10 protein-coding genes are annotated in these 12449 nt (G+C 38.6%); 9 read left to right on the top strand and 1 reads right to left on the bottom strand.

The genetic code is table 11. The features are described 5' to 3' along the window. The first annotated feature begins 19 nt into the window (after positions 1-19). The 7 genes from CALHY_RS10115 (at position 20) to ilvB (ending at position 8526) form a co-directional block, all read left to right on the top strand. On the top strand, positions 20-1021 hold the full coding sequence (locus CALHY_RS10115) for an acyl-CoA dehydratase activase-related protein (RefSeq protein WP_013403855.1): 1002 nt from the start codon (positions 20-22) through the stop codon (positions 1019-1021). A gap of 2 nt (positions 1022-1023) precedes the next feature. Next, on the top strand, positions 1024-2175 hold the full coding sequence (locus CALHY_RS10110; RefSeq protein WP_013403854.1) for a 2-hydroxyacyl-CoA dehydratase: 1152 nt from the start codon (positions 1024-1026) through the stop codon (positions 2173-2175). Then, a complete protein-coding gene (locus tag CALHY_RS10105; RefSeq protein WP_013403853.1) occupies positions 2172-3131 on the top strand; it encodes an acyl-CoA dehydratase activase in 960 nt (319 codons plus the stop codon). Before CALHY_RS10110 ends, CALHY_RS10105 begins: the two co-directional genes overlap by 4 nt. A gap of 174 nt (positions 3132-3305) precedes the next feature. Continuing rightward, complete coding sequence (locus tag CALHY_RS10100; RefSeq protein WP_013403852.1) at positions 3306-4028, top strand: M28 family peptidase; 723 nt, start codon at positions 3306-3308, stop codon at positions 4026-4028. Positions 4029-4283: 255 nt separating this feature from the next. After that, positions 4284-5165 (top strand): branched-chain-amino-acid transaminase, encoded by an 882-nt coding sequence (gene ilvE, locus CALHY_RS10095; protein ID WP_013403851.1) that lies wholly within the window; start codon positions 4284-4286, stop codon positions 5163-5165. A 17-nt stretch (positions 5166-5182) separates the two neighbouring features. Beyond that, positions 5183-6841: a dihydroxy-acid dehydratase gene (gene ilvD, locus CALHY_RS10090; RefSeq protein ID WP_013403850.1), complete on the top strand. Its 1659-nt coding sequence runs from the start codon at positions 5183-5185 to the stop codon at positions 6839-6841. 26 nt (positions 6842-6867) lie between these two features. Beyond that, entirely contained in the window at positions 6868-8526 is a 1659-nt protein-coding gene (gene ilvB / locus CALHY_RS10085) for a biosynthetic-type acetolactate synthase large subunit (RefSeq protein ID WP_013403849.1), read from the top strand. Positions 8527-8584: 58 nt separating this feature from the next. Here ilvB and CALHY_RS10080 read toward each other — a convergent pair whose 3' ends face one another. Further along, a complete protein-coding gene (locus CALHY_RS10080; RefSeq protein ID WP_013403848.1) occupies positions 8585-9535 on the bottom strand; it encodes a glycoside hydrolase family 130 protein in 951 nt (316 codons plus the stop codon). A 148-nt stretch (positions 9536-9683) separates the two neighbouring features. On the opposite strand from CALHY_RS10080, the gene CALHY_RS10075 reads away from it, so the two are divergent. Together CALHY_RS10075 and CALHY_RS10070 are read left to right on the top strand one after the other, a co-directional pair. After that, the gene (locus CALHY_RS10075; RefSeq protein ID WP_013403847.1) at positions 9684-10100 is read left to right on the top strand and encodes a secondary thiamine-phosphate synthase enzyme YjbQ; all 417 of its coding nucleotides are present in this window, start codon (positions 9684-9686) and stop codon (positions 10098-10100) included. Between the two features lie 559 nt (positions 10101-10659). Next, complete coding sequence (locus CALHY_RS10070; RefSeq protein WP_013403846.1) at positions 10660-12357, top strand: methyl-accepting chemotaxis protein; 1698 nt, start codon at positions 10660-10662, stop codon at positions 12355-12357. The last annotated feature ends 92 nt before the right edge of the window (positions 12358-12449 follow it).

Below are 12449 nucleotides of genomic sequence, written 5' to 3'. Positions count from 1 at the left end.
GAAGGAGATTTTAAATAGCATGAAAATTGCTATTCCGCATTCGCTTTTGTATTATTACTATTTTCCTTTATGGGATACATTTTTCAAAGAGCTCGGGTTTGAGGTTGTGGACACAGGACCAACAACCAAGGATATTCTTGATAAAGGTTCAAAGGCGGCTGTTGCTGACATTTGTGCGCCTATCAAAATATTTACAGGACATGTTATTGAGGGGCTGAAGGTAGCTGATTATGTCTTTGTTCCAAGGTTTGCGAGGATAAAAAAGCCGGAATATTTTTGTCCAAAGTTTATGGGGCTTCCAGACATAATTGAGGGAACGGTAGAAGAAAGTAAAGGAAGAGTTATCTCACCCATAATAAATGAAAAAAACAACGAGAATATAAGCTCGCCAAAGATTTATGAAATGTTGACAGAGATGTTTGGGTTTTCTCACAGGGAGATACGACTTGCGATAAAAAGAGCAGAAGAGGTTTTTGAAAGGTTTAAAGCTCTTTTGCACAGTGGACTTTCTTGCGACAAAGCACTTGAAAGTTATAAAACAGGTAGATGGGAAAAAGATTTAGAAAAAGTAAAAAAAGATGGCGATGTAACAATTGCTGTTTTAGGATATGTGTATGATGTGTATGATTCTTTCATAAGCATGGATGTTATAAAAAAGCTTGAAGCTTTAGATGTAAATATAAAAACGTTTGAGATGGTACCCCAAAAGGTTGCATATGACAATTTAAAACATTACAGGAAAAGGCTTTTCTGGACTTTTTCAAACAGGGTACTTGGTGCAGGTCTTCATTATCTAAAAGACCCAGAGGTGGATGGTATAATCCATGTGACAGCTTTCGGATGTGGCCCTGATGCAATTGTTGGAAGGTTTTTGCAGTACGAGAGTGATGTTGCAGGAAAGCCGTTTACTACTTTAAGGGTGGATGAGCACACAGGCGAAGGGCATATGGTCACAAGGATAGAAGCCTTTGTTGACATGCTCAAGCGAAAAAAGTGGGCAAAATTGTCGGAGGTATTATAAAGATGAAGGTATCGTTTCCGTACATGGGCTCTGCCATAGTGTATAAAAAGCTTTTTGAGTTTTTGGAACATGAAGTGATAATGCCGCCAAAACCAACTCAGAGGACCATGGACCTTGGTGTCAAATACTCACCAGAGTTTGCTTGTATTCCTCTTAAAATGGTCATGGGAACGTATTTAGAGGCCATTGAAAAAGGTGCAAAAGTGCTTGTGACATCTGGTGGACATGGTCCGTGCAGAGCAGGTTTTTATGGCGACACTCACAGAAATATATTAAAATCTCTTGGCTATGACGATGTTGAGCTTATAATCTTTGATGCTCCACAGGATAACTGGAGGGCATTTTTTAGAAATGTTCAAAAAATTCGAAATGGAGTTCCATGGCATAAGGTTATAAACAGGATGTACACCTTATACAGATTTGTCCAGAAACTTGATGAGCTTGAGAAGATGGTTCAAAAAATAAGACCATATGAAGTCAACAAAGGCCAGACAACTCAGGTTTGGAATCAAATCCAAGAAAAGTTTGACAAAATAAAGACAAGAAAGCAGCTGTATAGAGTTTATGAAGAGTGCAAGCAGATGCTTCTTAGTATCCCAACAAGAAAGGTTGATGAAAAAGACAGGATAAGAGTTGGGATTGTAGGCGAGATTTATGTTGTGATGGAAAGCTCTATTAACTTTGGGATAGAAGAGATTTTGGGCAATCTTGGGGTTGAGGTAGAAAGAAGCTTGTATCTTTTTGAGTGGATAAACGACAATCTGGTTCCATGGATTTTGAGACCCAAGAGGTTTAAAGAGATTATAAAAAAGGGTCAAAGATATATCAAGATTTTAATTGGTGGTCATGCGGTTGAGACTGTAGGACATATTATAGACTTTAAAGAGAGAGGGTTTGACGGAATTGTTCATCTTATGCCCTTTGCATGTTTGCCAGAACTTGTAACCCAAAGTTTAATTCCAAAGATATCGAAAGAGGTTGACATTCCAATTCTGTCACTTCCAATAGATGAGCAGACAGGAAAGGCGAATATGCTCACCAGGATAGAAGCTTTCATTGACCTTTTGAGAAATAGGAAAAGAGGAAAAACAAAAGAAGTCTTTATTGACAACATACAAGAACATGTTCAGGAAGAAAGGGTTGTAATGGTATGAAGGAAATCTACATAGGGGTTGACGTGGGTTCTGTTTCAACTAACGTTGTTGCCATTGATAGAAATGTGAACGTACTTTTTAAGACGTATATAAGGACAAACGGACAGCCTATAGATTCTGTCAAAGAAGGTGTAAAGCAGTTAAAAGAGACTCTTGGAGATGTAGAGGTTTTAGGAGTAGGTACAACTGGGTCTGGAAGACAGCTTGCAGGTGCTATCTTGGGTGCTGACGTTGTGAAGAACGAAATTACAGCCCATGCAACAGCGACAATTCATTTTGTACCGGATGTGAGAACTATTTTTGAAATAGGGGGCCAAGACTCAAAGATAATAATCATAAAAGACCAGATGGTTGTAGATTTTGCAATGAACACTGTATGTGCTGCAGGAACAGGCTCTTTTTTGGACCATCAGGCAGAAAGACTCAAAATTCCTATTGAACAGTTTGGTGATTTGGCGCTATCTGCAACAAGGCCAGTTCGAATTGCGGGAAGATGCACAGTGTTTGCAGAGTCTGACATGATTGCAAAGCAGCAGTTTGGATTTTCAAAAGCTGAGATAATAAGAGGGCTTTGCGATGCTCTTGTAAGAAATTATTTGAACAATGTTGGAAGAGGCAAGAATTTAGAACCGCCATTTGTTTTTCAAGGTGGTGTTGCAGCAAACAAGGGTATCAGAGCAGCATTCGAAAGAGAACTTCAAAGCAAAATTATTGTGCCTGAACATTTCAATGTGATGGGGGCAATAGGTAGCGCCATTTTAGCAAAAGATTACATTGAAAAGACAAAGGCAAGAACAAATTTCAGGGGGTTTGACGCTGCTGACATTGATTTTTCAACATCATCTTTTGAATGCAAGGGTTGTTCGAACAGGTGCGAGGTTGTGAAAGTGTCAATGGAAGGCAAGGTCATTGCAATGTGGGGTGACAGGTGTGGTAAGTGGACAAATTCGCTGTAAGTTTTCCAGCAGCAAAGCCATGGAAGGTCTGTTCCATGGCTTTAAATTTTTTACGGACAGGTTTATTTTTCTATTTAAAAAGTGATATAATAAAAATAGAAAAATAATTCTTGGTAAGAAGGTTTTAATCATGTCAGAGGGGTAAGTGATTATATAAGGTCAATTCTTTTGAAGATGTGTGCTTTAGAGTCGTATCCGGGCAAGGAAGAAGAGTTAAAAGAGTTTGTTGAAAATGAACTTTCTGAGATGCTTATCTTTTACGACGACGATATGCAAAACAATCTCTTTGGCGAAAGAGGCAAAAATCCAAAGGTGCTTTTAAATGCTCACCTTGACTCATACGGAGCAGAACATGTGGGTAAAAACTGGATGTTTGAAGTGATTTATGATGAAAAAACAGGCAAAATAAAAGGAAATGGTGTGCGTCCGATAGGGGCTGATGACAGGTGTGGTATTGCTATAATCTTAGCTCTTTTGAGGTTTACTGATTATCAATTCAAGTTTCTTTTCACTACATCGTGTGAAGATGAGCATCAGGGTGTAAAGTTCTTTATTGAAAATCATCCAGAATTTTTCAAGGGCGTAAACCTTGTGATTGGTCTTGACAGAAGAGGGTTTGGGGATGTTGTCTGCAGCTATGGTGGGAAGGACGTGTGTTTCAAGAATGAATGTGTCGACAAAGTGATAGATATTGGTAAATCATTGGGAATTCCTGCAAAAAGGGAAAAAAGTCCTCATGTTGCTGATATAAGGTTTATTGCAGACAAGTTTGGAATTAGTAGCTTTTGTCTTTCTGTTGGGTATTATAACCCTCACACAACATCTGAGTATGCTGTTTTGGGTGAGGTTGTTAAGACATATGAATGGATGTGCAAAATCTTAGAAAGTGTTCAATAGGCTATTTTATCAACTTTCAAAAGGGACCTTTTAAAAAGGTCCTTTTTTGTTATTGTAATTTTTCTTTTGCTCAAGTATAATGTATTAAAATGATAATATTTATGCATTTTCTCTCTTCTTTTAGTGAAAAAATCATTAAAAAAAAGTCGAATAGGTATAAAAAACATGTCGACTTTGATTTTCAGCTATTATACAATAAATAATTAATCTTTTGAACATCTCAAAAATTCTATACACATAGGGGGAAATGTTTCAATGGAAGAAAAACTAATATACATTGATGGGGAGTTTTACAAGAAATCAGAAGCTAAAATTTCAGTGTTTGACCATGGTTTTTTGTATGGCGATGGCGTGTTTGAAGGAATAAGAGTGTATAATGGCAAGATTTTCAAGTGCAAAGAACATGTAGACAGGCTGTATCAGGCTGCAAAAGCAATCTATATGGAAATTCCTATCTCAAAAGAAGAAATGATCGAAGCTCTAAAGAAGACTTGCAGGATAAACAATATCAGGGAAGGATATATCAGACTTGTTGTGTCGCGAGGGGTGGGTGATTTAGGTCTTTCTCCAACAAAGTGTCCAAAACCGACAATTGTAATAATTGCTGATTCAATTGTTTTATATCCACAAGAAATGTATGAAAAGGGAATGAAGGTAATAACAGCATCCACAAGAAGAAATAGTCCTCAGTGTGTTGACCCCCAGATAAAGTCATTGAACTATCTTAACAACATTTTGGCAAAGATTGAAGCAAACAGAGCCGGAGTTCCTGAAGCTATAATGCTTACACAAGATGGTTATGTGACAGAGTGCACAGGAGACAACATCTTCATTGTCAAGGATGGTGAGCTTATCACACCACCTGTGTATCTTGGAGCTTTGGATGGAATTACAAGAAGAACTGTTATGGCTTTGGCAAAAGATTTGGGAATACCTGTGTATGAAAAGGTATTTACACTCTACAACCTCTACAATGCTGATGAGTGCTTCTTTACAGGAACTGCGGCAGAGGTTATTGCTGTGACTGAAGTTGACGGTAGAAAGATTGGAAATGGTGAGGTTGGACCAATCACCAAAAAGCTCATGGAAGAGTTCAAAAAACTCACCCTTGTTGATGGTGTTGACATATACGAATAAGGAGATGAAAGCATAAGATGAGAAGTGATATTGTCAAGAAAGGATTTGAAAAGGCTCCTCAGCGTTCGCTTTTCAAAGCAATGGGATACACTGATGAAGAGATAAGAAGACCACTTATTGCAGTTGTAAATTCATGGAACGAGGTTGTTCCAGGGCACATTCATCTTGATAGGATTGCAGAGGCAGTGAAAGCGGGTATCAGGCTTGCCGGTGCAACTCCAATGGAGTTTAACGTCATCGGTGTGTGTGATGGTATTGCAATGGGGCACATTGGCATGAAGTATTCACTCATCACAAGAGAGCTCATTGCAGATTCAATCGAGGCAATGGTAATGGCACATCAGTTTGATGGCATGGTCTTGATTCCAAACTGTGACAAAATCGTCCCTGGAATGCTCATGGCAGCAGCAAGGGTAAATATTCCAGCTATTTTAGTAAGCGGTGGACCTATGCTTGCAGGCAAAGTTGGTGATAAGGTATGCGACCTTAACTCTGTATTTGAAGGTGTGGGTGCATACTCTGCAGGCAAGATTTCTGAAGAGGATTTATATGCCTTAGAAGAAAATGCATGTCCTGGCTGTGGTTCATGCTCTGGGATGTTTACAGCAAACACGATGAACTGTTTGGGCGAGGCTTTGGGGCTTGCTCTTCCTGGAAATGGAACAATTCCTGCTGTAATGGCAGCACGAATCCGTCTTGCTAAAATGGTAGGAATGAAGATTGTTGAACTTGTTGAAAAGGACATAAAACCGTCTGATATTTTAACTCCTGAGGCCTTTGAAAATGCCTTAGCAGTTGACATGGCGCTTGGTGGGTCAACAAACACTATCTTGCATCTTCCTGCAATAGCAAATGAGGTTGGTATTAAGCTAAACCTTGATATTATAAATGACATCAGCGATAGAACACCCAATCTTTGCAAACTCTCACCTGCAGGGCATTACCATATCGAGGACCTTTACTTTGCAGGCGGCGTTCAGGCTGTTATGAATGAGCTGTCAAAAAAGGGGTTGATCCACTTACATCTTATGACAGTTACAGGCAAAACAGTTGGTGAGAATATTAAAGATGCAAATGTTAAGAATTACAATGTCATAAGACCAATTGACAATCCATATTCTGAAACAGGCGGGCTTGTGATTGTGAGGGGTAACCTTGCACCGGATGGTGCTGTTGTCAAAAAAAGTGCTGTGCCGCCAAAGCTAATGAAGCATAGAGGACCTGCGCGTGTGTTTGAAAGCGGTGAAGAGGTGTTTGAAGCAATCTTGAAAGGAAAGATACAAAAAGGAGATGTTATTGTCATAAGATATGAAGGGCCAAAAGGCGGACCTGGAATGAGAGAGATGCTCTCACCCACATCAGCACTGGCAGGGGTTGGGCTAATTGAAGATGTTGCACTGATAACTGATGGCAGATTTTCTGGGGCAACACGAGGTGCATGTTTTGGACATGTATCACCAGAAGCAGCAGAGAGAGGTCCAATTGCAGCGGTTCAAGATGGGGATATGATTTCAATTGACATAGAGAACAAAACTCTTACGTTAGAGGTGCCTGAAGAGGAGATCAAAAGAAGACTTGAAAGTCTTGGGCCATTTGAGCCAAAGGTGAAAAAAGGGTATCTTTACAGATACTCAAAGCTTGTCAGATCTGCTTCTACCGGTGCTATACTTGAATAAAAATCTTATTTGGGGGTTGTTGGATTTTGAAATTGACAGGAGCAGAGATTATAATCGAATGTTTAAAAGAACAGGGAGTAAATGTCATCTTTGGATATCCGGGCGGTGCTGCTTTAAATATATATGATGCTCTTTACAAACATCAGGATGAAATAAAACATTATTTGACATCGCATGAACAACACGCATCCCACGCTGCAGATGGATATTCAAGGGCATCAGGCAAGGTTGGTGTGGTTTTTACTACCTCAGGACCTGGTGCAACAAACATTGTGACAGGTATTGCAACAGCGTACATGGACTCTGTGCCGGTTGTGGCAATTACTGGTCAGGTGCCAACAAACTTGCTTGGCAAAGACTCGTTCCAAGAGGTTGATATAACAGGTATTACCATGCCAATTACAAAGCACAATTTTATTGTAAAAGATGTAAATGTTTTAGCCGATACGATTCGACGTGCATTTGAGATTGCGCAGAGTGGAAGACCAGGACCTGTTTTGGTTGATGTGTGCAAGGATGTTACTGCGCAGTATGCTGAATATGAGAAAAAGGAGCCAAAGAAGATAAAAAAGAAGGTTTTAGCTACACAAGAAGAGATTGAAAAAGCGATTGAGCTTATAAATTCAAGTCAAAGACCTTTTGTCTGCTCAGGCGGAGGGGTTATTTCATCTGAAGCATCTGAAGAACTCATTGAATTTGTGGAAAAAATAAACGCCCCTGTTGCAACAACGCTCATGGGTGTTGGTGGATTTCCTTCCACCCATCCGAACTATACAGGCCTTGTTGGAATGCACGGTACACGTACTTCTAACTATGCAGTATCGCATTGTGACCTATTGATTGCGGTTGGTGCAAGATTTTCAGATAGAGTAATCAGCAAAGTTGACAGGTTTGCACCAAGTGCAAAAATTATTCACATTGATATTGACCCAGCTGAGATTGACAAAAATGTCAGTACAGATATTGCGCTTGTTGGCGATGTAAAACAGATATTAAAAATCTTGGTTGAAAATGTACAGAAGAAGACTAACACAGACTGGATAGAGATGATTTACGAATGGAAGAAAAACTATCCTTTGAGCTATCCTCAAGATGGCAAGCTTCATCCCCAGTATGTTGTTGAGAGAATTTCTGCTCTTACCAACAACGATGCAATAATCACAACAGAGGTTGGGCAAAACCAGATTTGGGCAGCACAGTTTTACAAATACCAAAGACCAAGACAGTTCATCTCATCAGGCGGGCTTGGTACAATGGGATATGGTTTTGGTGCGGCAATTGGAGCTAAAATTGCAAGGCCGGACAAAGTAGTAATTGATATTGCAGGTGATGGCAGCTTTAGGATGAACTGTGGCGAGCTTGCAACAGCTGTTCACTACAATATACCTGTGATAGTTGCGCTGCTTAATAATGGTGTGTTGGGCATGGTTCGCCAGTGGCAGGACCTTTTCTATGGCAAGAGATTTTCACAAACAACCTTAGACAGGCCTCCAGATTTTGTCAAACTTGCAGATGCATACGGTGCACTTGGTATAAGAGTTACATCATCAGAAGAAGTAGACAGTGCTATTTTAAAGGCTCTTGAGTCTGGAAGACCAACTGTAATTGACTTTGTAATTGACAAGGACGAGAAAGCACTGCCAATTGTTCCACCCGGTGCTCCTATTGATGAGATTATTGATTAGTTTTTTGATTTAGATATAAAACAGGGCTGCTGAAATTTCGATATGCAGCCCTGTAAATTTATTTTGTTTGCAAATCCCCCTCAATCAAGATAGACAAAATCTGGTCAATCTCAGCAAAAGCAAGAGCGATGCAAGAATCAGCAGCTCCATAGTAAAGATAGATTTGGCTGTCTTCAACAATTGCTCCACAGGTGAATACCACATTGTTGACATCCCCAATTCGTTCATATACTTCTTGAGGTGATAGTAGCCACTCTGGACATCTTTTCTTGACCTTTGCCGGATTTTCTAAATCCAAAAGTGCAGCACCAAGTCTGTAAATTGGTCCTGATGGCATCATCTTCACGCCGTGATAGATTATTAGCCAGCCCTCTTGAGTTTTTATTGGTACAGCTCCTGCCCCAACTTTAAAGCCGTCCCACCACGGGCCTCCTTTTTCAACAAGCACAACCTCATGGTTTCCCCAGTGGATGAGGTCTGACGAATATGCAATCCAGATGTGTTCGATGTCCCCTGCAACAGGTCTGTGAAGCATGGCGTACCTACCGTTAATTTTTTCAGGGAACAAAACTGCATCTTTATTGTTGGGAGGATAAATTAACCCCATTTTTTCAACTTTTTTAAAGTTCTTTGTTCTTGCAAGTGCAACCGCAGGACCATAACGAGAGTACGCGGTGTATGTGATGTAATAATAATCATCTTCAGGAATATAAGTTATTCGCGGGTCTTCGCAGCCAAATTCTTCGTATATGAACACTGTGGGTTGGGGATAAATCAGAGGTGACTTTTCAATCTTCCAGTTAGTTTTGCCATCACTGCTTCGTGCGACAGTCAAATGAGACTTTCCCTGCCTATCCTCAACTCTCAGAAGTAATAAGTACTCGTTTTTATATTTTATTGCACCAGCGTTAAACACAGCATTTGCTGAGTATGGGATGTCGTATACTGTGATTATTGGATTTCCACTGTAGCGGGTAAATATGTCCTTTTTTGCAAAGACCTTTTTCATTGTTTTAATCCCCCCACAAATAAATTGTCTATACATTGAAATATACCACATTTGCTGTTGAATAATTACAAAAAAATTATTAAAATATTTTTAAAAATCTCTCAAGAAAGAAGAAAATCAATAATTTAGCGGGGGTGATTTTTTTAAAATGAAGTCATATAGAAAAGAACTCTGGTTTGAAATTCCAACAAGAAGGGCTTTTGTGAACATCACAGATACACTACAAAAGTGTGTGGACGAAAGTGGTATAAAAGAAGGACTTTTACTTTGCAATGCTATGCACATAACTGCAAGTGTATTTATTAACGACGATGAGCCAGGTCTTCACAAAGATTTTGAAATCTGGCTTGAAAAGCTTGCACCTGAAAAACCTTATTCTCAGTACCACCACAACGTCGGTGAAGACAATGCAGATGCGCATCTTAAAAGAACTATTATGGGCAGGGAAGTTGTCATTGCCATTACAGATGGCAAGCTTGACTTGGGGCCATGGGAACAGGTGTTTTATGGAGAGTTTGATGGAAAAAGAAAAAAGAGAGTGCTTGTGAAGATTATTGGGGAGTAAGGCAATGTCATGTTTTGATCACAGTTGGTGGGTAGTATTTGGGTGTTACTAGTGATTTTATGATGATATTAACCTTTGTTGTGTTAGAAGCTAAGAAGTCAGAGAATGAACATAATGAGACATTTGACAAAGCAAATTCAATGAGTGCTTAGGACTTAAATAAAAAAAACAATATAAGCAAAGCTAAAATCCTTCAAAAGATAAATTTATTTCAAGATTTATTTTAATTCAGAAAAGATAACGGCGGCAAGCCTCGAGAGTGCCTATCCAGGTGTGAATTATAGCTTATGCATTTATAACACTTAGGAATTTAAAAATTTTTTCAACAAATACGTGTAAAGATCTACACAAAAACCTATCTGCAAATATGCATAATTACTGCGTTGTTTTGTTAATAAAATTCATTAAAAGTTGAGATAACCTCTAAATTACAAATTGAAGAAGTATGGAAATATTTCAGTAAACTTTATTGCATAAGTGAAAAAAATAGGAATTGAATTTTGGATTTTGAATTTCGCAAAATACAGTTTAAACAAACTTTTTTGTGGGAGGAGTTGCTATGAACTTGACATCTAAAATAACCAAGATTTCTTTAGTCATACTTTTGATTGTTGATCCACTCCTATTGCTATTTTCATATTATATTTTTGCTGGCTTGGGAAATTACCCAATTGTAAACATTCTTGTGGGATACATTATCTGTGTTTTGTTCATAGGTATTCCTGTTGTCTTTATCGCAAGATTGAGTGCAAGAAAAGTGGAACTTGGTTCAGGGTACAACTTGCCTGTATTTTTATCTTTTCTTATCTTTTTCGCAAACGTCCTTGCTGCAACTTTAGTAGGTGTTATTGCATCAAAAATAAAGCCTCTTCCAGAGGATGCACTTGCATTAAGGGTAAGCGGAGCAATAGCTATAAATATGAATATTATCGCTCTTTTGCTTTTTATATATTCTAAGGTTCTAAATCAGGAGGAATTCACAAAGTATGCCGAAAAGACTAAGATTTCGATTTCCACAAAATTAACAGTTGGGGTTTTATCTGTTTCTCTTTGGGTCGGTCCAGTTTTATTGAAATACATCACGATTCGAATTAACCTTGACAATGCCACAAAGATGAATCTTGTCTTAATAAGTGTTATTGCGAACATAATACTTGCTTTAGTTTTGTGGCTAATAAATAGAAAGATCTTGTCAGCAGTACCTGCAATTTCTGAGACGTTTTCGAAATTAGCGCAGGGGAACCTAACCTTTAAGAGTGTTGTTCATTCAAACGATGAATTTGGCATAATTAACAACAAATTAATTGAGACTATAGAATCTCTCAAAAATCTTATAACAGGTGTAAAAAGTACGGTAGGTAGATCTATTAAAACATTCGAGAATGCACGGGAAGTTTTCGAAAGACTAAATAAGGATTCTTTTGAAAACGCTAAAGCAATTGAAAAGCAACAATCCGATATTCAGCGAGTAGCAGCTTCGGTGGAAGAAATTAATGCGAGCATTGAAGAATTGTCTGCTCAAGCCCAAAGTTTAAGTGATTTAGCATCTACTGTACTTTCAACTTTTCAGGCACTATCAGAGAAATCAGAATTAGGTCAAGTAGCGGTGGAAACTATACTAAAAACGAGCGAAATGCTCGTTGAAAAATACAGCCAGTTGAGAGATGGAGTACAGCAACTGGCACAAACAACCCAAAACATTGGCGATGTTGTGAAATTTGTTAGGCAGATTGCTGAGCAAACAAATCTATTGGCATTAAATGCAGCAATTGAGGCTGCAAAGGCAGGAGAAACTGGGAAGGGATTTGCTGTTGTTGCTTATGAAATTAGGAAATTAGCCGAGCAGACCAAAGAATCGACAGCTGTTATAAATCGAACAATTTCGGCTGTAGATTTATATTCTAAACAACTCGAAGAGCAAATAGCGGTTCTATACCATGATGTAGAAGAGAACAAGAAGAAATATACTGAACTTTCAGAAATTTTTATTGACATAATTCAGAGAATCAAGGACTTAACTTCTCTTGTCGATAATCTTTCAGCTCATTCTGAAGAAGAAGGTGCTTCTGTAGCAGAAATTGCTTCGGCAACCAAAGAGATAGCTGATAGTATCTCGGAAATAAGCCAATTTTCCGAAAAGATAATATCTTCCACGGAGTACAATCTGAGCCAGGCTAATGATTTATCTAAACAGATTTCTGTACTATCGAGTTCGATGGTGCAAATAAGAAGTCTGATTGAAAAGTTTAAAGTATAGCAGGTATACCTTCAAATGTTGAGACACGTGAAAAAATAAAATGGCCACACAAAAACAATCATTTAATGCCATTACATGTTAACATTGAGTTA

Source organism: Caldicellulosiruptor hydrothermalis 108, assembly GCF_000166355.1.
In the GTDB taxonomy this organism is placed as follows: domain Bacteria; phylum Bacillota; class Thermoanaerobacteria; order Caldicellulosiruptorales; family Caldicellulosiruptoraceae; genus Caldicellulosiruptor; species Caldicellulosiruptor hydrothermalis.
Note: the sequence above shows the minus strand (reverse complement) of the source record. Positions and strands in the feature narration are given on the sequence as shown.

Coding starts and splice junctions, on each gene's coding strand:
- CALHY_RS10115 (WP_013403855.1), top strand. CDS start 20: ATGAAAATTGCTATTCCGCATTCGCTTTTGTATTATTACTATTTTCCT.
- CALHY_RS10110 (WP_013403854.1), top strand. CDS start 1,024: ATGAAGGTATCGTTTCCGTACATGGGCTCTGCCATAGTGTATAAAAAG.
- CALHY_RS10105 (WP_013403853.1), top strand. CDS start 2,172: ATGAAGGAAATCTACATAGGGGTTGACGTGGGTTCTGTTTCAACTAAC.
- CALHY_RS10100 (WP_013403852.1), top strand. CDS start 3,306: ATGTGTGCTTTAGAGTCGTATCCGGGCAAGGAAGAAGAGTTAAAAGAG.
- ilvE (WP_013403851.1), top strand. CDS start 4,284: ATGGAAGAAAAACTAATATACATTGATGGGGAGTTTTACAAGAAATCA.
- ilvD (WP_013403850.1), top strand. CDS start 5,183: ATGAGAAGTGATATTGTCAAGAAAGGATTTGAAAAGGCTCCTCAGCGT.
- CALHY_RS10080 (WP_013403848.1), bottom strand. CDS start 9,535: ATGAAAAAGGTCTTTGCAAAAAAGGACATATTTACCCGCTACAGTGGA.
- CALHY_RS10075 (WP_013403847.1), top strand. CDS start 9,684: ATGAAGTCATATAGAAAAGAACTCTGGTTTGAAATTCCAACAAGAAGG.
- CALHY_RS10070 (WP_013403846.1), top strand. CDS start 10,660: ATGAACTTGACATCTAAAATAACCAAGATTTCTTTAGTCATACTTTTG.